Below are 23,844 nucleotides of genomic sequence, written 5' to 3'. Positions count from 1 at the left end.
TTCCGTTTCGAGTCACAAGGTTGCGACTGAGCGTTACATTTTTCCGATAGAAAAACGTGGTAATTCTACAAAGAAGTACCACGTTCAGAAATTGCGTAAATATAACACGATTTTTTGTATTGTTGTCTGTTTTTAAATCATATTTACATTTCGTAAGGCACAAACAACCTTACCAAACATACTTCAATTCCACTCCGCCGTTAAATTGTGAGCGAATGACATCGCCATGATTATAACCGCCTTTGAGGATGATATTGAAATGTTTGCCCAAACCGAAAATTGCGCCCAATTCGCTTTCCATCCGATGTTTGAAAAGCGCGAGCTTGAAAGCCCGTCCATCGGCAGTCAACGTCTGATGGTTGTGTGAATTTCGGACATAATTGACGGCAGTATAAAGTGTTAACTCGCTGCTTGAGGAAAGGGCGACGGTTTTATCCAGACGAATCCCGCCGCGGAGTTGCCAGAAATTCAGCGCGTTATTATGCAGCGCAATATCTTCATGTCGGTAGCTCGTCGCTCCAAGATGATAGTAGGTCACATCGGCGGAAGGGGTGATACCAATCGAACCTAGCTGCCGGCGTTGACCAAGCGCAACGGAGGCGCTGGCGGCGTGCTGTTTCATTTTATTTTTACCCGGTTTACTGGTTAAATAATGATAGTTGAGTACAGCGCTAAGGTAAAACCGGTTATCGAATACCATTTTATTGTACCAACTCAAACTATGGCTGACCCCGTTCCCATTTTGATTCTCCGCAAATGAATTATTGGCTCGGCTGTGAGTGAATGCAATGCCGGCTAGCCAGTAACCGCCGTCAAATGCCTTGGCGGTGTCGACACCGAGTTGTTGCGTCGCGAGTTGTTGTTTGTAAGTGCGGTAGCTATCACTGCTATAACGCATGGTTTCACGATCCAGATTGAGCCATAGCCCGCTATTTTTCTCATTCAGACGTTGTAGATATTGGTTTAATTGGCTTTGTTGTTTGGTTAATTGATTCACGCCTGCCGCATAATTGGAAAGTGCGGTATTGGCGGCACGGCTTATCCATGACGGCTGAAACAGTGCGCCAGCCGACATATTGCCATCGGCACTGTTTAAAATCTTGGCAGCACGACGGTAGCGAGTTGGCTTGCTTGCCGCATTATCGGGGTTTTCAGGCGAATCGTCATAAGCCGAGGGTATCGCCGGCGTTGCCTTATCCGATGTTTGGCTGAAGTTTGCAACGTCGGGATTTGCGCTATCGTTATCGGCGCTGACGGCAGTTGCGGGCAGCAAGGCGTTATATAAGGCAAAGCTATTATTTTTGCGGGTTAAAATATAACGGTATGCACCGATATCCAAATAGCGGTTTGGCAAGGCAATGTTTATTGCATTCCAATCTTGGTTGGCATTGGTCAAGGTGAGTAACGGTAAAAATCCCGGACGGGCGACGGCATTTTTTTGACCGCTGAGATCTAAGCTCAACCAATAATCGCCGGTGGCAAGCCCATTGACGATCAGACGATCGCTTTTTCCGGTGGCAAGATTGGCACTAAATTTAAACAGTCCTTGTCCGTTTAAATTGCCGTCAATGGTGAGCGTATGAAAACGATCATGGTCGGTATCGCCATTGAGCTGTACAACCGAACCGGCGACCGCAGTTAAATTGCCTAAACGACTGCTATCGCTCAGCACCCAGTTGGCATCGTGTTGCAATAGCGTATGGCTGGTCGGCGCGGCTTGAATCGTACCGCGCAATTGTGCTTTGCCGATATTCAGTTTGGCATTTTCACCGAGGGTGATGTTGCCGTTTATACGGGCGGTCGGCAGTACCGCATAATGTTCCGCACTCAGAGGATTCTGCCGGCAACTGACATGACCGTTGCCGTCATTCAAGCTACATTGCCAGCTATTGTTCCAACCGTCATTGGCTTTGCTGTAACCTAAACTTACTTGGCTATTGGCGTCAGCCGCAATATTGCCTTGTAAATCCGCATAATTGCCTAATTGCAGGGTGGCGCCGGCAGCCGATTTAAAGGTTTTCGCCTTAAACTGGGTTGAGATCCAGTCGTCCGCGATGGTGACATTGCCGGCGTGCGGGGTCGGGCGACCGGAAAGAAGTAAAGTCCCTTTTTCGACTTTTATTTCTCCGTTCAGGTTACTACCGCCAGCCAAGGTGTAAATCCCCGTTTCGATTGGCGAACGGTAAGTAAAATTCAATTTACCGTTATATCTGCTACTTTCGTTTTCGCCTAACACGCCCAAAAAGACGGCACGATTTGCACCTTGGAGAATATGCTCAATCGCGGCATTTTTATCCGTACCGAGATATTCCCAACCGTTACCGTTGCTTTGATCCGTCGGGAAAAAACCATAATTTTTTGCAGTAAGCTTAAAATATTCCACCATATTGCGATTATAAATATTAGTGTATTCATACAGGGTGCCGGGCGTGCCGCTTTTCGTCGCCAGCCAACGATAGATTGTCGGATCGCCGCCACCTTTCACAACGATATTTGCGGTTTTATCCGAATGGGAATTGGTGATCCGCGCGCCGTTATCCACATTGCGGATACGGCTGAAAGTGATGTCATTACCATTGAGATCCAGCCGCCCGCCGCGGAAACCGAAATAGATGTTATCGGCTTGGACTTGTCGGCTGTCACTTAATACGACGGTCGGTCTGCCGCTGACAATTTGGATTTTTTCGAAGGCTTGCACTGCACCGTTTTGATCCGCTTGCTGTTGTAAAATCACCGTGCCATCGCCCACGCTCAGGCTGCCGGGATTTTTACCTTTGGCATTGACAAGGAGAGTCCCTTCGCCGATCTTGTGCAGAAAATCATTGGCAATACCATTGACTTGCCAAGTCACCCGTTTGTCTTTTTCCACGATTAAGCCGGCGCCGCGCCAAATTTGTTGGTTTTCCGGCGTTACCGTGTAATTGCCTTGAAATGTTAAACCGCCTGCGCCTTGATTAATATCGTCTTGCAGAACAATGCTACCACTGCCGCGCAACGTTACATTTTTACCGCTATTCAGTGATTGATTAGCTGATAGCGTAGTGTTTGAATCGGCGAGGTGCACCATCCAGTGTTTACCGTCAATTTGTTTCAGCTCGCTTTTGTTGTCGTGTTTGCCTGGCGATTTACGCCGCCAAACCAAATCGGCGGTATTTTCAATATGAGGATCGCGATCATCTTGGTAACGCGCTTCGGCAAACGGTTTGTCAACCACAACCCACCAGTTGCTGGTTGTGCCGGCAATGCCGTGCATAACGCCGACCAACACCCATTGGTTCAGCGAACTGTCCCAGCCAAACAGGGGAGAGCCGCTGTCGCCGGGCTGGCTTTGCATGGCGAGTATGTCATTTTGGGGATCATAAAGATCGCCGTTTTCATTATAAAAAGAGTGATCGGAAAAAACGGGAGCGCGTACTGTGCCGCCGGTAACAAAGTTATAAGCGCCGCTAATCCAACGGTTTTTTCCATTTTTATCTCTCACTTGCTGGCTACCACTGCCCATACGGTAAAAAATCGGGAAGCGCTGCCGGTTTGTATAGACGTTTCTATCCATACCGGCACCGGTGATTTCAGCTGGAGCAACGTCGGTAACGTATTTTTGCAGGCGCGGAATATGCAGATCCTTTCCCCAATGGTTATTACGGTCGACTAATTGATAGTTTTGGCGTAAATAATCGGGATTATTGCCTGATCCGCCGAAGGTGACGTTTTGGTAACCGCCGTTATGTTTGACCCCGGCAAGGTATTGTGCGGCAACCAAGGTTGATACGCCGTAGCGATCGGCACTGCTGAAATCAATCATCGGCGCTTGATTGAGAACGCCCAGTCGGGTGCCGTTTAGGGTATTAATCGGGATATTGGTTGCTCCCGGCAGAAACCGTCCTTTATTTTCGGCAAAATCGCGAAAAATTTGATAGGAAATATCATCGCGGACAATTGAACTGAGCGCAGGATAACTAAAAAGTGCGGTGGTGATCAGTACGGCAAGTTTATTGGGTTTAAATAACATAAATGCTCCGGCAAGGTAGCAAGGAATGGGAGCTGCATTATATGAAGAAATGCCGTCAATCCTATTGAGTTGACGGCAAATTAGCGAAAGTCTGTTTTTATTTTTTTGACTAAATATATTCCAATCAATACTAATCGTCTGAAAATATACGGTTTTGTGTTGCTATGAAAAGAATACACCATATTTTTAAAGGGATAATGCCGAGTGATATCAAAGCAACCGCGAATTCTGATTTATCGCAAATATCATAAGCTTAGATTTGCAACGGATCAAAATGCGCCAAATCAATCCGATTGTCCGTGCCGTAAAATTCGCACAGGGCTTGGCGCAGGGTTTCGGCGCGTTTGGGCAAACCGTGTTGGGCATAGTGGCGGACTTGGGCGTACACCGCACTTTTAAACGGTCGGGTGTCGCCGGTTTGCCCGTTGAGATTATCGGCACTGGCGAAAAAACGTTTGTTGGCGGCGGTGGAGAGAATCCACTCAATCGCTTGCGGTTTCACTTCCACCTGCTCGAATAAACGTTGTTGTTGTTCCGTTCTGCCGTCCGGTTCATACCAGTAGCCGAAATCCTCCAAATGCCAACGGGAACGCCCGGCAACCAGCCAATGGGCGATTTCATGCAAGGCACTGCTGTAGTAACCATGCGCAAAGCGGATCACGTTATAAGTGCGGTTTTCGTCGGCTGGCAGATAAATCGGTTCGTCACCGCCTTTTTCTAATTTGGTGTTATATTCCGCATAAAAACAAGTGTTGAAGATGTTAATCAGATCGTTGTAGTCGTGTTGCATTGTGGGGTCCGTAAATAAAAAAGGATTGAAATGAAGCCAATGAATTAAACAAAGCAAAAGAGCTGAAATCCTCAGTTCAGACTGCTGACAAAGAGTAAATAACTTGATTTTTATGATGAAAGTAGGGGCGGATTATATATCTGCCCGAACCAGACTTTGCATTTTCCCATTGTAGATTAAATGCTTATATCTTACTTCGTAAACGGGCGGATATATAATCCGCCCCTACGTTGCCTTATAAACTCAAAAGTGCGGTTATCTTAATTCAGTTTTTGCAACGCTTCAATCCGTTTTTCCAACGGCGGATGGCTCATAAACAGCGCCGCTAACGGGGTGCCGCGTTTGCCGTTAATTGCAAATGCCGCCAATTCGCCTTCCAGTTGTTGCGGCTCATGTAAGCTTTGCAGACGTTTGAGTGCCGCAATCATTTTTTGTTTGCCGACTAATTGCGCCGAACCGGCGTCGGCGTGGAATTCGCGGTAACGCGAGAACCACATCGCAATAATGCTGGCGAGGAAGCCGAATACGATTTCCAACACCATCGCCACCATAAAATACATGCCGCTGCTGGTTTCGCCGTCGCGGTTACTGGCAACCACTTTGGCGATCATGCGCGAGACAAAAATCACAAAGGTGTTCAGCACGCCTTGCAATAAGGTCATGGTGACCATATCGCCGTTGGCAATGTGGCTGACTTCGTGCGCCAACACCGCTTCGGCTTCATCGCGGGTCATGCCGTTTAACAAACCGGTGCTGACCGCAACCAGTGAGTTCTTTTTGCTGGCGCCGGTGGCAAAGGCATTGACATCGCTAGAGTGATAAATCGCCACTTCCGGCATTGGCAAACCGACTTTGCGCGCTTGCGCTTGCACGGTGTGCAGCAGCCATTGCTCTTGTTCGTTGCGCGGTTGGCTGATCACTTGCGCACCGACCGCTCTTTTTGCCATCGATTTCGACATCAACAGCGAAACCAGCGAGCCGCCAAAGCCGAACAACGCCGCTAAAATCAACAGCCCTGCCGCATCTTGTGATTGGATCCCGGTCAGGGTCAAAATAATATTAAAAACCACCAACACTGCCATATTGGTCAACAAGAACAGAATAATTCGCATCATAAGTAAATACTCCTATCAAAAATAAGGACGGAAACAGCACCATAATATCACAAAGATGGTTATCAAGATGTTAATTTCAAGTCCAAGTGGTCAGTTTAAGAAATTTATTTTTAAATGCGATTTTTTATTCGATAGTGCGCCCAGCCCCAAAGTGCGGTCAAACACAAGTGTTTATATCTGGCTATTTTCAATTTTGCGATCCGGATCGAGAAAAAAAGTGCGGTCAGTGGCGAAACGTGCGTAAAAACACTAGATTAATTTCCGGTTAGTCAGTAAAATCGCCGACTTCTTAAACAGCACCTTTTCGGTATCCTGCCGACAAGCCGTAATGTGTAATAACGAGGCGTGAATCATCATGACAAACAAAACCAATTTACTCGATTTAAACCGCAAAGAGTTGCGCGAACTGTTGCAAGGTTTAGGCGAAAAGCCGTTCCGCGCCGATCAACTGATGAAGTGGATCTACCATTTCGGCGAAGACAACTTTGATAATATGACCAATATTAACAAAGTATTGCGTGAAAAATTGAAAGCGGTGGCGGAGATCCGCGCGCCGGAAGTGGCGGAAGAACAGCGTTCCAGCGACGGCACAATCAAATGGGCGATGCAGGTTGGCGATCAACAAGTGGAAACCGTGTATATTCCGGAAAATGATCGGGCGACTTTGTGTGTATCGTCGCAAGTCGGTTGCGCCTTGGCGTGTACCTTTTGCTCGACTGCGCAACAGGGATTTAACCGTAATCTGACGGTGTCGGAAATTATCGGGCAAGTGTGGCGCGCCTCGAAAATTATCGGCAATTTCGGCGTGACCGGCGAACGCCCGATCACCAACGTGGTGATGATGGGGATGGGCGAGCCGTTGTTGAATGTCAGCAATGTGGTGCCGGCAATGGAAATTATGCTCGACGATTTCGGCTATGGTTTGTCCAAACGCCGTGTCACGTTATCGACTTCCGGCGTGGTGCCGGCATTGGATAAATTGCCGGAAATGATCGATGTGGCGTTGGCGGTGTCGCTGCATGCACCGAACGACGAATTGCGCGATGAAATCGTGCCGATTAACAAAAAATACAATATTAAAATGCTGATGGATTCGGTCAGTCGCTATCTTGCGGTTTCCAAAGCCAATCACGGCAAAATGACGATTGAATATGTAATGCTCGATCATATTAATGACGGCACGGAGCATGCGCACCAATTGGCAAAAGTATTGGAAAATATTCCGTGTAAAGTGAATTTGATTCCGTGGAATCCGTTCCCCGAAGCCCCGTATAACAAGAGTTCCAACACGCGTATCGACCGTTTCCAAAAAGTGTTGATGGAATACGGGCTGACCGTGATTGTGCGCAAAACCCGCGGCGATGACATTGACGCGGCGTGCGGGCAATTGGCGGGCGAGGTGATCGACCGCACCAAACGTACCTTACATAAGAAAGCGTTTGGCGAGGCGATTTCCGTTAAACAGGCTTAACCGATAATCATAACGAGAGGGAGAAAATATGTTCGGTTTTAAACAAGATACAGCGAAAAAAATCCCGTTTTTATCCCTTTTGACCGCACTTTTATTCAGTTGCGTATTGAGCGGCTGCGCCACGCCGCCACAGAACAGTGAAAACCAGCGGGCGGCTTACGCCCGAGTGCAAGTTGCGTTGGGTTATCTGCAACAACGGCAATACGAAGCGGCAAAGCAGAGTTTGGATAAAGCGTTGCAGCACAGCCCGGATTATTATTTGCCGTATTTGGTGCTGGCGCATTACTACCAACAGATCGGCAATGTTAATCAAGCCGAGAGCCATTATTTGCTTGCGTTGGACAAAGATTCGCAACAAGGCGACAGTCATAATAATTATGGGGCGTTTTTGTGCCAGCAGGGCAGATTTAGTGACGCATTCAGCCATTTTGACACCGCACTTGCCAGCCCGGATTATTACCGTTTAGCGCAAACCTACGAAAATACCGCACTTTGCGCCCACCAAGCCGGCGATCGTTCCCGTTTGAATGCCGCATTGGAACGGTTGCGCCATATTGATGTCCGGCAGGCACAACAACTTGCCGAGCTGTTGCGTTAAATGTTATGACAAGCCAGTGAATGAATTTGCCGTTTTTTTCATATATCAGCGCCTGATCCATGATTAACAGTTGCAAAAATAAGGGTAGAATTTTAAACTTTGCGCTTGAAATTCATTTTATGGTAACGTCATGGAAAATCAGCAACAACAAACGACTTTTAATCTTGGCGAAACGCTGCGCCAAGCGCGTGAAAAACTGGGCTTAAGCGTGGAGCAAACCGCTCAGAAAACCTTGCTTAAAACAGCAATTATCAAGCATATTGAAAATAACGAATTTATCGTGCCGTCTTGTCCGCCGACCTTTATGAAGGGCTACGTGCGCAATTATGCCAAATTTCTGAAAGTGCCGGAGTCGGTTTGGAATGATCCGTCGATCACTTACGGTGAAGCGGTGCAGAATGATTTACAGAAAAATATGCGTAATAACTATAAAGTGAATCACTATTCTTCTTATTCCGGCTGGATTGGGCGATTGACTTGGATCGTCGCCTTGGCAATGATCGGGATGACCGCATATTGGTGGTGGCAAAATTACCAACAATCGCAAGACGAACGCACCAGTTTAGTGGAAAATTTTCTGAGTGGCTCGCAAACAACCAGTGCCGCCGCGGAAAGTGCGGTGAGCACCAGCGAGAATCAACTCGTTGCGGCTCCGATTAGTGAGAATCAACCGGCGGTGGCGATTCAAACGGATAATCCGCTTGCCGGTCTACCTGCCGCGGATTCAATTCAGGATTCGACTAATGTTGTTGTCTTGACACCGCCGCTGGAGATGAGTGAAGAAACCGCCGACAATGCAAGCAGCTTGACGCCGGCGGAAGTGCAAACCTCAGGGCAGGTGTTAAGTAATGTGATGGAACAATTGGACGGCTCTACGGCAACGGCAAACACCGAAAACGAGACGCCAATTGCGGTTGGGCAAGCGTTACCTGCGGCGGGCAGCGGTTTGACGATTGAAATTGTCGGCAGTAGCTGCTGGTTAAGCGTGCGTGACGGCAATCGCAAGGTGCTGGCGCAGAAAGAATATAAACAAGGGGAAGTATTGAATTTTGCCGATGGCGAGCCGTATTCCTTAGTCATCGGTGCGCCGCAAAATGTACGGATCACCTTCCAAGGGCAGGAAGTGCCGCTCACCATCGATGGGCGTGTCGCGCGAATCAAACTGCCGAATTAAGAGAGAGCAAAGCATGTTAAAAGAGATTCCGATTCAACGTCGCCAATCGACCAAAATTTATGTCGGCAATGTGCCGATTGGCGGAGACGCGCCGATTGCGGTGCAATCGATGACCAACACCCGCACCACCGATGTGGCGGCGACGGTGGCGCAGATCAAAGCCTTAGAAAAAGTCGGGGCGGATATTGTGCGCGTTTCCGTGCCGACCATGGATGCAGCCGAAGCATTTAAGCAGATTAAACAACAAGTCAATGTGCCGTTGGTGGCGGATATTCATTTTGATTACCGCATTGCGTTGAAAGTAGCCGAATACGGGGTGGATTGTTTACGGATTAATCCGGGCAATATCGGGCGTGAAGATCGCATTCGCACGGTGGTGGATTGCGCGCGCGATAACCATATCCCGATTCGGATCGGGGTTAATGCCGGTTCGTTGGAAAAAGACATTCAAGAAAAATACGGTGAGCCGACACCGGAAGCGTTGTTGGAGTCGGCATTGCGCCATGTCGACATTTTGGATCGCCTCAATTTTGATCAATTCAAGGTCAGCGTCAAAGCCTCCGATGTGTTTTTAGCGGTCGAATCCTACCGTTTATTGGCGAAAGCGATCAAACAGCCGTTACATCTGGGTATCACCGAAGCCGGTGGCGCACGCGCCGGCGCAGTGAAATCGGCAGTCGGTTTAGGGATGTTGTTAGCCGAAGGGATCGGCGACACCTTGCGCGTTTCCCTAGCCGCTGATCCGGTCGAGGAGATCAAAGTCGGCTTTGATATTTTAAAATCGTTGCGTATCCGTTCGCGCGGCATTAATTTTATCGCTTGCCCGACTTGTTCACGGCAAGAATTTGATGTGATCGGTACGGTCAATGCGTTGGAACAACGCTTGGAAGATATTGTCACGCCGATGGATGTGTCGATTATCGGCTGTGTGGTGAACGGACCGGGCGAGGCGTTGATCTCGGATTTAGGCGTGACCGGCGGCAATAACAAAAGCGGTTTCTATCTGGACGGGGTGCGCCAAAAAGAGCGGTTTGACAACGATAAATTGATCGATCAGCTAGAAGCCAGAATCCGCGCCAAAATCGCAATGCAAGATCCGAATTTACGCATTAATACCGCTGATTTAACCTAAGATCTGTTGATCATTTGTGTTTGTAACTTAAATTTTACCCGACAGCGACCTACGGTCGCAATCGGTTAAGCATTGATGAGAGTGGCTTTGCCTCTCCAAAGCAGCCGCAAAGCGGCTGATCTATGCGTAAGCTAGTACGGCTTTGCCGTGCTAGGCTAAAAAGAAATTGAATAATGTACTTAAAACATCAACAGATCCTAGTCAATAAGAAATGAATAAGAAAGGAAAAAACGTGGCGAAAACCATTCAAGCAATTCGCGGTATGAACGATTGTCTGCCGCAAGACACCCCATTGTGGCAATGGCTGGAAAGCACCGTCAGATGCGTGTTAAGCAGTTACGGCTATAATGAAATCCGTATGCCGATTGTCGAATCCACGCCGTTGTTTAAACGTGCTATCGGCGAAGTGACCGATGTGGTCGAAAAAGAGATGTTTACTTTCGATGATCGTGACGGCGAAAGTTTGACCTTGCGCCCGGAAGGCACGGCTGGCTGTGTGCGTGCCGGTATTGAACACGGGTTACTGTATAATCAAGAACAACGTTTATGGTATATGGGCCCGATGTTCCGTTATGAACGTCCGCAAAAAGGGCGCTATCGCCAATTTCACCAAATCGGGGTGGAAGTGTTCGGCATTACCCAAGCGGAAATTGATGCCGAGCTGATTTTGCTGACCGCCCGTTTATGGAAAGCATTGGGGATTGCCGATCATGTCAGCTTGCAACTCAATTCGATCGGTTCATTAGAGGCACGCAATAACTACCGCCAAGCATTAGTCGATTTCCTGCAAGATCATTTGGATATTCTGGATGACGATTGCAAACGCCGTTTAACGACTAACCCGTTACGCATTTTGGACAGCAAAAACGAACAGATTCAGCAAGTGCTGAATCATGCCCCGAAACTGCATGATTATCTGGATGAGGATTCCAAACGGCATTTCGCGCATTTGTGTGCGATTCTCGATCAAATGGGGATTGCCTATGAAATCAATCAAAAACTGGTGCGCGGTTTGGATTATTATAATAAAACCGTATTCGAATGGGTGACAACCGCACTTGGGGCGCAAGGCACGGTTTGCGGCGGGGGGCGTTACGACGGCTTGGTCGAACAACTGGGCGGGCACGCCACCTCAGGGGTCGGTTTCGCCATGGGCGTAGAGCGCTTGGTGCTGTTGGTGCAAGAAGTCAATCAAAACCTGAGGTTACCGCCAGCGGTTGATATTTATGTGGTACACAGTGGCGAACAAGCGGCGCTGCACGCTTTTAAAGTGGCGGAGCAGTTGCGCGCGGCTTGTCCGCAGAAAAATGTCATGCTACATTGCAGCGGCGGCAATTTTAAAAAGCAATTCAAACGTGCCGACAAAAGCGGGGCGGCATTTGCCGTAGTGATCGGCGAAGACGAAGTGCAAAACGGGCGATTAGTGGTGAAGGATCTATTGGGACGCAACGAGCAACAAACTTTGCCAACCGAAGCGGCAATCCGCTTTTTGGCTGAAAACGTATCATTTTAAAGGAGTGAATCCGTGTCATATATTACAGAAGAACAACAAGTCGAAGAGCTGAAAAGCTGGTGGAAAGAAAATAGCAAAGTGATTATCACCACTTTCGTGCTGGTGGTCGGCGGTGTGTTGGGCTGGCGTTATTGGCAGTCCGAACAAATTAACAACCGCATGCTGACGTCAAATAACTATGAGCAAGTCACACAAGCGTATCAACAAAATCCACAAACCAATGCGGAACTATTGCAAAAATTTGCCGATGACAATAAAGATTCCAGTTATGCGGTATTTGCCTTGTTTGAACAAGCTAAAAGTGCGGTTGCACAAAACAATTTGGCATTGGCGGAAAGCAGTTTGCAACAAGCCGTTGTTATCGGCAAAGATAGCAATCTAAAAACCATTGCCAGTTTGCGATTGGCGGAATTACAAGTGCAGCAACAGAAATTTGAAGCGGCACAAGCTAGCTTAAATAACGTCACTGACAGTGCATGGCAGGGGAACAAACAACGGTTGTTAGGGGATATTTTATTGGCAAAAGGCGATAATGCCGCTGCCAAAAATGCTTATCAACACGCGTTAAGCAATGAGAATTTAAACTCGCTTGACCGACAGCTGCTGCAACTGAAAGTAGATAGTTTGGCGCAATAACCATTTTATTTTTTATTAGAGAAGAGGAAAAACCATGTCTGAGTTACAAAGCATTATTGAAGCCGCCTTTGAAAAACGTGCGGAAATCACCCCGAAAACCGTTGACGCTACAACAAAAGCCGCGATTGAAGAAGTGATTGCCGGTCTGGACAGCGGCAAATGGCGTGTGGCTGAAAAAATCGACGGCGAATGGGTAACTCATCAATGGTTGAAAAAAGCGGTGTTGCTGTCTTTCCGGATTAATGATAACCAAGTATTGGAAGGCTCCGAAACCAAATATTTTGATAAAGTGCCGATGAAATTTGCCGATTACGATCAAGCGCGTTTCGAAAAAGAAGGCTTCCGCGTTGTGCCGCCGGCAGCGGTGCGTCAAGGGGCGTTTATTGCCCGCAACACGGTGTTAATGCCGTCTTATGTCAATTTAGGCGCCTATGTCGATGAAGGCACGATGGTGGATACGTGGGCGACGGTCGGTTCTTGTGCGCAAATCGGTAAAAACGTACATTTGTCCGGCGGTGTCGGTATCGGCGGTGTGTTAGAACCGTTGCAAGCCAACCCGACCATCATTGAAGACAACTGCTTTATCGGCGCACGTTCCGAAGTGGTGGAAGGCGTGATCGTCGAAGAGGGTTCGGTGATCTCGATGGGCGTATTTATCGGTCAAAGCACGAAAATCTATGATCGTGAAACCGGCGAAATTCATTACGGACGTGTTCCGGCGGGTTCGGTTGTGGTTTCCGGCAGCCTGCCGTCAAAGTGCGGTAAATACAGTTTATACGCAGCGGTGATCGTGAAAAAAGTCGATGCCAAAACCCGTGGTAAAGTCGGAATCAATGAATTATTAAGAACAATTGACGAAGAGTAGTTGGTTTTTTGCACAAAAATACGCACCCCAATTGTAAAAATTGGGGTGTTTTGTTATATAATGCTCGTTATTTGTACAAATAGACTGAAAAACAGTTGTGCTTCAAGAAAAAATGTTGGACACTTGCCCTCACTCAAATGTGAGTGTTGTGTAAGTGTATTTACATAACATTAACGAACTTAATTGCAAACAGGAGTTTTGAAAATGAAAAAATTGTTAACTACCGTTTTATTGGGTGCTAGCGTATTGGCTGTGACTGCATGTGACGACAAACAAGTGCAAGATGTTAAAAATACCGTAGCGGAAGCGAAGCAAGATGTTGTTGATACCGCAACTCAAGCAAAAGAGGCTGTCGTTGAAAAAGCAACTGAAGCGAAAGAAGTGGTTGCGGAAAAAGCGACGGATGTGAAAGATTCGGTGGCAGGCGCTGCAACGGATGTTAAAGAAGCGGCTGCGGCAAAAGTTGAAGAAGTGAAAGAATCTGTCAACAACGTTGTAGAAGATGCGAAAAAATCCATTGATAACACGGTTGAAAGTGCAAAAGGCGCAATGGACGGAGCTAAAGAATCCGTTAATCAAGCCACTGCGGACGCGATGAACGCAGTTGAGAAAACCCAAGCGGAAGCCGCTTCCGCAGTTGAAAATGCACAGCAAAGCGCACAGCAAACAGCGGCACAAGCGGTAGATTCGGCGAAAGAACAGGCTCAAGCGGCACAAGAAAGTGCGGCAGCCGTTGCAACTGACGCAAAAGAAGCGGTTGCGGAAAAAGCGGCTTCAGCACAAGAAAGTGTTGCGGCAACAGTAAGCGACGCTAAAGCGACTGTGGTAGAGAAAGCCGCGGAAGCGAAAGAAAGCGTGACTGCGACAGCGACTGAAGCGCAAGCAACTGTCGCCGAGAAAGCTGACGAAGCAAAAGAAAGCATGAATAAATTATTAGATCAAACTAAGCCGGAAACGAAATAATTCATTGTTGATCATATAAAATCAACCTCTATCTTTCGGATAGAGGTTTTTTTTATTTTCTAAAACAAGGCGATACCAATCAAAGTGCGGTTTTTTTAGAAAAATGGTAATGCTTTATGCTATAATACTCGCCTTATTTTGAATCGGGTCCTGCAAAGACGCGATTTTGTCACGATAATGTAAAGAAAACAGCGCAATAGATAAGAACAAGTGCGGAGAAAGGCATGATAGCAGCTAACAAACGTTCAATTATTACTCTTTTTTATGATGAAACCAGTTTGGGTTCGCAGCAAGTCAGAATGGTTTTGGCAGAAAAAGAAGTCCCGCATGAGCAGGAATTGATCCTGTCCGGCACGATTAATGAGGACTTTTTAGAATTAGGCACTAACGGGGAGTTGCCGACCCTGGTGGATCGCGATTTGGTGTTGTTCAAACCGCGTATTATTTTAGAGTATCTGGATGAGCGCTTTCCGCACCCGCCGTTAATGCCGGTTTACCCGGTCGATCGCGCTAAATCCCGTTTATTAATGCACCGCATTGAACAAGACTGGTTTTCAGTGATCGAGCAGGCAGAGCGTTTGCCGGAAGCGGAAAAATTGCAAATGTTGAATAATTTGAAAGATGAAATTTTAGCGTTTGGTCCGATTTTCGCCCAGAAGCCGTATTTCTTAAGCGAAGCGTTCAGCTTGGTGGATTGCTATATCGCACCGATTCTCTATCGTTTGCAAAGCTATGATTTGAAATTTACCGGTGCCGGCAGCAAAGCAATTAAAAACTATATGGATACGGTCTTTGAGCGTCCGTGTTTTGAAGTATCGTTGCAAAGCAGTCCGCAGAAAATCATCGCGGAAAAGTAGGTTTGAGATGACAAAATCCATGTTTGGTGCAAAGCGTCCTTATTTACTCCGCGCTTATTACGATTGGTTGTTGGATAACGACTTGACGCCTTATTTGGTGGTAGATGCCTATTATCCAAATACCATTGTGCCGGATGATTTTGTGAAAGACGGGCAAATCGTGCTCAATATTTCCCCCAATGCCTGTGGTAATTTACAATTAGGCAATGACAAAATTCTGTTTAACGCGCGTTTTCAAGGTTTGCCGCGTGATATTAGCGTGCCGCTCGGCGCCGTGGTGGCGATTTATGCACGCGAGAATGGCGACGGCGTGATGTTTGAACCCGAATTGATCTATGAACGGGAGCTGGAGCAAAGCTTAGGGGATTTAGTTGAACAACCGTCCGGCTTTAGCGAGGCGGTGGATAAACCACTAAAAACAACGCGCGAAGATAAAGCCAAAACAAAGCGCTCTACTTCACACCTGAAAATTGTCAAATAACGCATTTCGCTTACCTCAAACCGCACTTTAATCTGTGATCAGATCGACAAAGTGCGGTTTGTTCTATCCGGCACAATCGTTTTTTCCACTTAACGAATCAATAATCGGGCATTGGCTTTGTTCGTCCCCGGGACACTCGGCGGCGAGGGATTCCAGTTGGGTTTTCATTGCTTGCAGCTGTAAAATTTGTTGTTCGATATGTGCGATTTTATCCAAGGTGCGCTGCTTGATCTCACTACTGTGGCGACTTGGATTTAGATAAAGTTCCAATAATTCTTTGGATTCCGGCAAAGAGAATCCGATACTGCGCGAACGGCGCAGAAAGGTCAATTCGTCGATGTGGCGAATATCATATTGGCGATAGCCGTTTATTCCGCGTTCAGGCGGACTGATGATGTTTTTACTTTCATAAAAACGGATCGTTTTGGCAGTTAATCCGGTAATTTGTGCGATTTGCTTGATATTCATAAAAAACAGCTTGACCTTATCGTTAGGGGAAGGTTTATTCTAACGCCAAGATTCATTCGATTCAAATAGCAAGAGATAAACAGATAGGAGAAGATTCATGTCAAAGATTATCTTGGGGCTGCAACAGCTGTCGTGCCAAAACTGTGTGCGCCATGTGAAACAGAATTTAAGTCAAGTCAGTGGGGTTGATACGGTTAAAGTCAACTTGCATTACGCAGAGGTGAGCGGCTCGGCGGAGAGCGAAACCTTGATTCAAGCGGTTGCGGCTGCAGGTTATCAGGCGAGTGCCAATCCGCAACCGCACTTCACTTTGGCACTGAGCGGCTTGTCGTGTCAGCATTGTGTCAAATCGTTGGATAAAGCACTGGGCGAATGTGATCCGGAGCTCATTTACAGCCTAAGTCTGAATGAATTGTCGGTTTATGCCGACAGCGATCCGCAAGCCTTGATTCAAGTGGTGGAAGAGGCTGGTTATCATGCCGCGCTTGTTTCTGAATCGGCAGAGGAAGCGCGCGACCCAAAAATTGAACTACTGCCCAGCGAACCGAAAGATACAGCGGAAAAACCGGATTCTGATCAAGGGGTAGTAGGCGAGCAAGATCAGAATCAAACGGTCACCCAGCTGTTGTTAAGCGGCATGACCTGTGCCAGTTGCGTGTTAAAAGTTGAAAAAGCCTTGGAAGCCGTTGATCCGAAAGCTAAAGTCAGCGTGAATTTAGCCGATAACAGCGCCTTGGTTTATGGCGATGTTAACCGCGGTGATTTAATTCGAGCAGTCGAAAATATCGGTTATGGTGCGGAGGTGGTTGAAGATCAGCAATTGCGACGGGAAAAGCAACAGCAACATACCGAAGATGAAATCAAACAACGCAAATGGCAGGCGATTGTCGCTTTGCTCTTTGGCTTTGGCTTGATGTTTTGGGGATTTTTCAACGGCATGGCTGTGACGCCAAGTACTCAATTCGGTTGGATCTTGGTCGGGCTATTGAGTGCGGCAATCATGGCATTCAGCGGACGGCATTTTTTTATCAGTGCGTGGCGTAATCTCAAACACGGCAATGCCACCATGGACACCTTGGTCGCCTTGGGAACCGGTGTTGCTTGGTTATTTTCGATGGCAATCGCGCTGTTTCCGGGCTTTTTTCCTGACAATGCGCGCCATCTCTATTTTGAAGCCAGCTTGATGATTATCGGTTTGGTTAGTTTAGGCAAAATGCTGGAAACCAAAGCCAAACAACGCTCTTCGCATGCATTGGAGAAATTGCTGGATTTGACACCGCCTAGCGTCACTGTGATAACGGAACAAGGTGAAACGGAATTGCCGTTGCAGCAAGTGAAAAGCGGGATGTTAATCCGCCTGAAAACCGGTGATCGTGTGGCGGTTGATGGCGTGGTGGTGAGCGGTGAAGCCTGGCTGGATGAATCGATGTTGACCGGCGAACCGTTGGCGGTGAATAAAACGGCGGGCGATCAAGTCAAAGCGGGCACTATTGTCGATAACGGCAGTTTACGTTTTGAGGCAACCCAAGTCGGGGAACAAACCGTATTGGCAAATATCATCAAATTAGTGCGTCAGGCGCAGAGCAGTAAGCCGCAAATTGCCAAATTAGCGGATAAAGTCGCTTCGGTATTTGTGCCGGTAGTGGTGGCAATTGCGATTGTGGCGGCATTAGTGTGGTATGTTATCGGACCGGAGCCAAAACTGGCGCATTCGTTGGTGGTATTGACCACGGTATTAATTATCGCCTGCCCCTGTGCATTAGGCTTGGCAACGCCGATGTCGGTGATTGCCTCGGTTTCCCGTGCGGCGGAATTGGGGATTTTGGTACGGGACGCCGATGCCTTGCAGAAAGCGGCGAACGTTAATATTGTGGTTTTTGATAAAACCGGCACGCTGACCGAAGGTAAACCGAAGCTGACCGCACTTTATCCGGCGACCGGACAGAATGAGACGGATTTATTGCGGTGGGCAGCCAGTTTGGAAAAATACGCCAACCACCCGCTAACGAAGGCTTTGCTAGACGCTGAATTGATACAAAATGTACAGTTAAACGACGTTGAGGCGTTTATGACCTTAAAAGGCATGGGGGTCAGTGGAAAAATTCATGGGCAACAGCTTTATCTCGGTAATTTGACATTAATGAACTTGCAAAACATTGTCATTCCGACAGCAATGACGGAAAAAGCAAGCCGTGAAAGTCGAGCCGGCGGCACCGTGCTGTACTTGGCGAAAAATGGCGAATTTGTCGGTTTTATGGTGGTGAAAGATCAAATCCGTGCCGAAAGCCCAAGTGCGGTCAAACAGTTGCAACAAGCCGGTTACCGCACCGTGATGTTGACCGGTGATCAGCAGCAAACCGCAGAAGCGGTGGCGAAACAACTGGGGATCGATCAAGTGGTTGCCGGTGTATTGCCGCAAGGAAAAGTGGACGTTATCCGCAAGCTGCAGCAACAGGGCTATAACGTGGCAATGGTCGGTGACGGCATTAATGACGCGCCCGCCTTGGCGTTGGCAGATGTCAGTATTGCGATTGCCAGCGGCAGCGATGTGGCGATTGAAACGGCGGATTTGACCTTAATGCGCCACAGTATTGACGCCGTGTCTGATGTATTGTCGTTGTCACAGGCAAGCATACGCAACATCAAACAGAACTTGCTCGGCGCATTCATCTATAACAGCTTGGGAATTCCAGTTGCCGCCGGGGTGTTATATCCCTTCTTTGGGGTCTTGCTCAATCCGGTTTTTGCCGGGGCGGCGATGGCGCTCTCTTCGATTACCGTGGTCAGCAACGCCAACCGCTTACTGAAATTCAAGCCTTAGCATAAAAAAGAGGTTGGAATCCCAACCTCTTTGCCAGCTAAAATACGCGTTTAAATGGTTTTACCACCACATCGCCATAGACACCGGCGGCAATGTACGGATCTTCGCTTGCCCATTGTTTGGCTTGCTCAAGGCTGTCAAACTGGGCGATCACGGTTGAACCGGTAAAACCGGCCTCGCCCGGGTTTTCATCATCGATCGCCGGATTCGGACCGGCTGTCAGCAGGCGGTTTTCCGCTTGTAAGGCATGCAAACGTTGCAAATGTTGTTCACGAACGGCTAAACGTTGTTGTAACGTGTCAGGTTTATCTTGTGCGAAAATAACGTAGTACATCGGTTTCCCCTTATTTTGTTTGATTGGCTTGATATTCTTGTAGTTCTAAAATCGCTTTTTCCAATTCCGGATTATTGACTTTCGGAATCGCTTTCGGACGCCCGTTTTGATCAATCGCAACGAAGGTAAAGACCGCGTCGGTGACACAGTAGCGTTCATTAAACGGCTCGGTGGAGACTTTTTTCACCCACACTTCCACTTCGATTTTAATTGAGCTGTTGCCGACTTTGACACAGCGTCCGTAGCAACAAATCACATCCCCGACCGAAACCGGGCGGATAAAGTTGATCTTATCGACTGACACCGTCACCACTTTGCCTTGTGCGATTTCTTTTGCCATGATGGCGCCGCCAATATCCATTTGCGACATAATCCAGCCGCCGAAAATATCCCCGTTGGCGTTAGTGTCAGACGGCATAGCGAGTGTGCGCAGCAATAAGCGCCCTTTAGAAATGCGCCCCGGATTGGCACCAAGTGCGGTTTCAACAAATTCGTGTTCCATGATTTCTTCCAATTATTTATTGTTCGTTTGTTCGTTCTCTTTCGGCAAATAACGATAGAGATAGACCCCGGTGATCACGGTGGCGACTAACGTCATACCGATCACACCAAAGACTTTAAAGGTTGCCCAAGCGTCGTCCGACATATAATGGCTGATATACAAATTCGCCAACATACACAGAATAAAAAATAACGCCCAGCCCAGATTTAAATTATTCCATACAAACTGCGGCAGTTGGATTTCTTTACCGAGCAGGCTTTTTACCAGAGGTTTTTTAAAGCCATATTGGCTGACCAGCAAGATAATGGCAAACAGGGCGTATACCATCGTTACTTTCCATTTCAGAAATTCTAAGTCGTTAAAATACACCGTTAATAAGCCAAAAAAGACCACCGCCGCCGCCATGATTTTTTGCTGTTTTTCAATCCCGCCGAATTTAAATTTTAAAATCAGCATTTGGGCGATCGTCGCCGCAATCAGGGTAATCGCACCGGCTTGAATGCCGTAAATTTTATAGGCGGCAAAAAACAGGATTAAAGGGATAAATTCAAGTATTTGTTTCATTGAAACTTCCGTAAGATATTTTTATCGATAAACAATTGGTAAAAACGGTAGGTAAATACCACCGTGAAAATGCTGATTGCCGCTGTAATAATAGAACTCAAAAATATCACAAACAGCGAATTGCCTAAATTAGCTAATTGTAGCGATACCAATAAAGGTAAAATATAGGTTGCCAACACTAATAAAAACAACGGAAACACCCGTTTACCGCTGTTCAGCCAGACTAATTTCAAGGCTTCGCCAATCGTACCGTTTTCAATAATATAGGCAAATTGCGCCAGAAAAAGACGCAGGAATAAGTAGCCGCCGACACAGAATGACAATAAAGCAATAATACCGACATTCGGGGCGGAAAAGCTGGTGATACCCAGACTGATCGGCAGTACGCTGATGATATTCAAAACCACAAAAGGAATGATTTTGCCAAGCGAAAGGTTAAGTGCGGTAGCGAAATTAGCAGCCTGTCCCTTGCTGATTTGAATAATCAGGTTTAACAGCCATAAGACCAGCAATAAGCTGATGATATGCGCTGCAATCGTCAGCATTAAACTGGTGCCGTTGATACGGTATTCCGCGTCGTTCAATACGGCGATCGGCGGCTGCAGAGAACTTAAGATCAGTTGGGTGGCGAGGTTGTTGATAACAAACAGCGCCATCACCGTAATCAATAAGGGTTTCTGGTTAATCAGAAAATTCAAGCTATCTTGAAAGATTTTTGTAAAATTTACGGGCATAAAACGTCCTACGACAAAAAAGCACTCGGTGTAACAAAATTAGATTATTTATATTGGGCAAACAGTTCTTGATTGGCTAACAACTGCGTTTTAGTGAGAGAGAAAACGCCGTCGCCGCCGCGTTCAAACTGAATCCAGTTAAACGGTACCGTCGGGAATTGTTCGATCAAATGCACCATACTATTGCCGACTTCACACACCAATACACCGTTATCGGTTAAATAGTCGGCGGCATTTGCCAAAATCCGTTTTGCCAGAATCAAGCCGTCGTCGCCTGCCTCAAGTGCCAACATCGGCTCATGGTAAAACTCCGCCGGCATTTCATCCAAATCTTCCGCATCGACATACGGCGGATTGGTGACGATTAAATTATATTGATCCTGCGGCAAGGCGCTGAACAGATCCGACTGAATCGGGAAAACATGGTGCAGTGCATTGTGGCGTTCAATATTGATTTCAGTCACTTGTAGCGCCTCGAGCGACAGATCGACCGCGTCAATTTCCGCATGCGGGAATTTCACTGAGCAGGCAATCGCAATGCAACCGCTGCCGGTGCACATATCCAAAATCCGTTGCGGTTCTTCTTTCAGCAAGCCGGTGAAACCATTTTGAATCAGCTCCCCAATCGGCGAACGCGGTACAATCACGCGTTCATCGACATAAAACTCCAAGCCGCAGAACCACGCGTTGTGAGTCAAATAGGCTACCGGTTTGCGCGTTTCAATCCGCTGAACAATCATGCCGAATAATTTTTGTTTTTCATAGTGCGTCAGGTTTGAAGTATACAGTTCGGCGGGCAGATCGTGCGGCAAATGCAATGTCGCCAATACCAATTGAACGGCTTCATCCCAAGCATTGTCCTGCCCGTGTCCGTAAAAAATATCCGAGGCATTGAAACAGCTATAACTCCAACGCAAAAAATCTTGAATGGTTTTGAGATCATCTTGATTAGCCGAAAGCGAAATCTCTTCCACCAAATCGGCATTATATGTCATATTTTCGAGCATAAATCGGGCTGCCTTGTTAAAACAAAATCGAAGGCTATTTATATCATATTTTATTAATCTCGTCATGAGGTGTTGGACTGTGTCTCACTGTCTTCAATAATAAAGAACCTAGGTTTGCAATAAAATGCCAAATCACGCAGAATAACAACGATTACGATTTGAGTAAGTGTTTACTGTGTCGTTTCAGTGGATTCAGAAAGGCATAACCGCATAGAACATAAGGGGATAATGGCATAATGGCATTGGAACAAGAAGACATCGCTCTTTTTCACGAGCAAATTAAAGGGGCGAAGCGCTTAAGACAGGATACCTACGTTGCGCCTCGGCTGAAATCCAAACACAAACGGCAGTATAAAGAATTGGTGCGGCAGCAGGACAATCTGTTCTATTTTTCCGATCAGTACGAGCCGCTGTTGCAAGACGATCAGCAAGTGCGGTATCTGCGCAGCGGGGAAAATTCGCATTTGTTAAAACAACTGCGCCGCGGTGATTTTGAGCCGGAACTGTTTCTCGATCTGCACGGTTTAACCCGCGAGCAAGCCAAAACCGAACTTGCTGCGCTGTTGCACGCCTGCGAAAAAGAGAATATCCATTGTGCCAGCATTATGACCGGTTACGGCACATTTGCTCTGAAACAGCAAATCCCACGCTGGCTGGTGCAACACCCCAAAGTCCGCGCCCTACACCAAGCCCCGAAAGAGTGGGGCGGCGATGCCGCGTTTTTGATTTTGTTTGAAATAGTAGATAAATGATTATAATTGCAAAATAAATAGATTTTCGAGTTATTAAGCAAAAATAAATCTGTTTATCTACTATAAGGTTCTTATAGGAAGATCGATTACTCGATGGAAATATATTGCAACGGCAGTTTACACAAGGTCGCCAATAATTGTTTCGCCATCACTTTTTGGCTGATGTCGGCTTTTTTCTCGATTAATACCGCTCTTTTGATATTTTGTAATTCAAAGCCGTTGAGAATCAGGTTATTAATTGCCACTTGTAATGCCGGTAAACTCGGATTAAACGCGGCGTTTTCCGCATAGCTGCCGATAAAATAGAAATGATCTTCGGTCTCCAGTGCGGCGCCGGCATAGGCTTGGCTGTACGGCGCATGGCTGATGTTAATCGCTTCAAGTGCGGTATCAATCAGTAAATCGTCGGTATTCAATAAGCTTAAGCCATGGTGGCGCGGTGCCAGCAGCAACTCCGTGACATTTAAATCTTGCGGCCCGAAGTGGTTTGGAAGATAACTATGCAATGGATTGTTACTGCTTTGCGGTAAATTGATCACGAGCTTATCAGCCCCGTCCAACTCATTCATAAATTGGCGACAGTGCCCGCACGGCGCATAGTTGACCGAAATCTCATTAATCCCGTTTTCCCCTTGCATCCAAGCGTGGGCAATTGCGCTTTGCTCCGCATGGACGGTTTGTTGCATGCCGGTATCGACAAATTCCATATTGGCACCGAAATAAAAATTGCCGCTGGCGCCAATCGCAATGGCGCCGACATAAAAGCGTGAGATCGGTGCTAACGAATAGGCGGAGGCAATCGGCAAGAGGGCGAGGGAGAGATCGCGTTGGCTTAATTCAAATTTATGGCAGAGATGTTGCACGGTGAAGTGCGGTAAGCGCCCGACAAAACGTTGTTCGGTTAAAATAGTGAAAAGTGTTTTTGCTAATTCTTGGTTCGGTAGTTTGGCGCAAGCAGACCGCACTTTTTCAGAAATATGTAAATTGGAATGATAGTGGTTTGGCATAAGTAATTCTCCATAAATAACAAGCCATGTGAATGTTTATTACTATATTCC

The 23,844-nt window shown here is 47.1% G+C and carries 22 protein-coding genes; 12 read left to right on the top strand and 10 right to left on the bottom strand.

Going from position 1 to position 23,844, the window contains the following annotated elements:
• Positions 1-169: 169 nt before the first annotated feature.
• The 3 genes from ACQ31U_RS11855 to htpX form a co-directional block, all read right to left on the bottom strand.
• Entirely contained in the window at positions 170-4,009 is a 3,840-nt protein-coding gene (locus ACQ31U_RS11855) for a S6 family peptidase (protein WP_431052336.1), read from the bottom strand.
• A 253-nt stretch (positions 4,010-4,262) separates the two neighbouring features.
• Positions 4,263-4,799: an elongation factor P hydroxylase gene (locus tag ACQ31U_RS11850; protein WP_431052334.1), complete on the bottom strand. Its 537-nt coding sequence runs from the start codon at positions 4,797-4,799 to the stop codon at positions 4,263-4,265.
• Between the two features lie 260 nt (positions 4,800-5,059).
• Entirely contained in the window at positions 5,060-5,914 is an 855-nt protein-coding gene (gene htpX, locus ACQ31U_RS11845) for a protease HtpX (RefSeq protein ID WP_431052332.1), read from the bottom strand.
• Between the two features lie 355 nt (positions 5,915-6,269).
• Between htpX and ACQ31U_RS11840 the strand changes: the two genes are divergently transcribed.
• From ACQ31U_RS11840 to ACQ31U_RS11795, 10 genes are all read left to right on the top strand, one after another.
• Complete coding sequence (locus tag ACQ31U_RS11840) at positions 6,270-7,385, top strand: bifunctional tRNA (adenosine(37)-C2)-methyltransferase TrmG/ribosomal RNA large subunit methyltransferase RlmN (protein WP_431052330.1); 1,116 nt, start codon at positions 6,270-6,272, stop codon at positions 7,383-7,385.
• 28 nt (positions 7,386-7,413) lie between these two features.
• Positions 7,414-7,983 (top strand): type IV pilus biogenesis/stability protein PilW, encoded by a 570-nt coding sequence (gene pilW, locus ACQ31U_RS11835; RefSeq protein ID WP_431052328.1) that lies wholly within the window; start codon positions 7,414-7,416, stop codon positions 7,981-7,983.
• A gap of 130 nt (positions 7,984-8,113) precedes the next feature.
• Positions 8,114-9,157 carry a RodZ domain-containing protein gene (locus tag ACQ31U_RS11830; RefSeq protein WP_431052326.1) on the top strand — a complete coding sequence of 348 codons (1,044 nt, stop codon included), beginning with the start codon at positions 8,114-8,116 and terminating at the stop codon, positions 9,155-9,157.
• 13 nt (positions 9,158-9,170) lie between these two features.
• Complete coding sequence (ispG, locus tag ACQ31U_RS11825; protein WP_431052324.1) at positions 9,171-10,289, top strand: flavodoxin-dependent (E)-4-hydroxy-3-methylbut-2-enyl-diphosphate synthase; 1,119 nt, start codon at positions 9,171-9,173, stop codon at positions 10,287-10,289.
• A 232-nt stretch (positions 10,290-10,521) separates the two neighbouring features.
• Positions 10,522-11,802, top strand: a complete 1,281-nt coding sequence (hisS, locus tag ACQ31U_RS11820) for a histidine--tRNA ligase (RefSeq protein WP_431052322.1) — start codon at positions 10,522-10,524, stop codon at positions 11,800-11,802.
• Positions 11,803-11,814: 12 nt separating this feature from the next.
• Entirely contained in the window at positions 11,815-12,438 is a 624-nt protein-coding gene (locus ACQ31U_RS11815; protein ID WP_431052320.1) for a YfgM family protein, read from the top strand.
• Between the two features lie 34 nt (positions 12,439-12,472).
• A complete protein-coding gene (gene dapD, locus ACQ31U_RS11810) occupies positions 12,473-13,303 on the top strand; it encodes a 2,3,4,5-tetrahydropyridine-2,6-dicarboxylate N-succinyltransferase (RefSeq protein WP_431052318.1) in 831 nt (276 codons plus the stop codon).
• 204 nt (positions 13,304-13,507) lie between these two features.
• Positions 13,508-14,266, top strand: a complete 759-nt coding sequence (locus ACQ31U_RS11805) for a hypothetical protein (RefSeq protein ID WP_431052316.1) — start codon at positions 13,508-13,510, stop codon at positions 14,264-14,266.
• A 224-nt stretch (positions 14,267-14,490) separates the two neighbouring features.
• A complete protein-coding gene (locus ACQ31U_RS11800; protein WP_431052314.1) occupies positions 14,491-15,123 on the top strand; it encodes a glutathione binding-like protein in 633 nt (210 codons plus the stop codon).
• Positions 15,124-15,130: 7 nt separating this feature from the next.
• A complete protein-coding gene (locus ACQ31U_RS11795; RefSeq protein WP_431052312.1) occupies positions 15,131-15,604 on the top strand; it encodes a ClpXP protease specificity-enhancing factor in 474 nt (157 codons plus the stop codon).
• A gap of 63 nt (positions 15,605-15,667) precedes the next feature.
• Here ACQ31U_RS11795 and cueR read toward each other — a convergent pair whose 3' ends face one another.
• Entirely contained in the window at positions 15,668-16,072 is a 405-nt protein-coding gene (cueR, locus tag ACQ31U_RS11790) for a Cu(I)-responsive transcriptional regulator (RefSeq protein WP_431052310.1), read from the bottom strand.
• A gap of 97 nt (positions 16,073-16,169) precedes the next feature.
• On the opposite strand from cueR, the gene ACQ31U_RS11785 reads away from it, so the two are divergent.
• Entirely contained in the window at positions 16,170-18,893 is a 2,724-nt protein-coding gene (locus ACQ31U_RS11785; RefSeq protein ID WP_431052308.1) for a copper-translocating P-type ATPase, read from the top strand.
• Positions 18,894-18,930: 37 nt separating this feature from the next.
• On the opposite strand, the gene ACQ31U_RS11780 is transcribed toward ACQ31U_RS11785, so the two are convergent.
• The 5 genes from ACQ31U_RS11780 to prmB are packed head-to-tail and all read right to left on the bottom strand — an operon-like array spanning position 18,931 to position 22,034.
• Positions 18,931-19,227 (bottom strand): YciI family protein, encoded by a 297-nt coding sequence (locus tag ACQ31U_RS11780; RefSeq protein ID WP_431052306.1) that lies wholly within the window; start codon positions 19,225-19,227, stop codon positions 18,931-18,933.
• A 10-nt stretch (positions 19,228-19,237) separates the two neighbouring features.
• On the bottom strand, positions 19,238-19,729 hold the full coding sequence (gene yciA / locus ACQ31U_RS11775) for an acyl-CoA thioester hydrolase YciA (RefSeq protein ID WP_431052304.1): 492 nt from the start codon (positions 19,727-19,729) through the stop codon (positions 19,238-19,240).
• Between the two features lie 12 nt (positions 19,730-19,741).
• Positions 19,742-20,293 carry a septation protein A gene (locus tag ACQ31U_RS11770; RefSeq protein WP_431052302.1) on the bottom strand — a complete coding sequence of 184 codons (552 nt, stop codon included), beginning with the start codon at positions 20,291-20,293 and terminating at the stop codon, positions 19,742-19,744.
• Complete coding sequence (locus ACQ31U_RS11765) at positions 20,290-21,027, bottom strand: hypothetical protein (RefSeq protein ID WP_431052300.1); 738 nt, start codon at positions 21,025-21,027, stop codon at positions 20,290-20,292. Before ACQ31U_RS11765 ends, ACQ31U_RS11770 begins: the two co-directional genes overlap by 4 nt.
• A gap of 44 nt (positions 21,028-21,071) precedes the next feature.
• Positions 21,072-22,034, bottom strand: coding sequence for a 50S ribosomal protein L3 N(5)-glutamine methyltransferase (gene prmB / locus ACQ31U_RS11760; protein WP_431052298.1), 963 nt, complete (start codon positions 22,032-22,034; stop codon positions 21,072-21,074).
• Positions 22,035-22,270: 236 nt separating this feature from the next.
• Here prmB and smrB point away from each other — a divergent pair, with 236 nt between their 5' ends.
• Positions 22,271-22,786, top strand: a complete 516-nt coding sequence (gene smrB, locus ACQ31U_RS11755) for an endonuclease SmrB (protein WP_431052296.1) — start codon at positions 22,271-22,273, stop codon at positions 22,784-22,786.
• 86 nt (positions 22,787-22,872) lie between these two features.
• Here smrB and cdd read toward each other — a convergent pair whose 3' ends face one another.
• Positions 22,873-23,793: a cytidine deaminase gene (gene cdd, locus ACQ31U_RS11750; protein ID WP_431052294.1), complete on the bottom strand. Its 921-nt coding sequence runs from the start codon at positions 23,791-23,793 to the stop codon at positions 22,873-22,875.
• Positions 23,794-23,844 lie beyond the last annotated feature (51 nt).

Source organism: Testudinibacter sp. TW-1 (genome assembly GCF_050613185.1).
Taxonomy (GTDB): Bacteria; Pseudomonadota; Gammaproteobacteria; order Enterobacterales; family Pasteurellaceae; genus Chelonobacter.
This window is presented reverse-complemented; position numbering and strand designations above follow the sequence as displayed.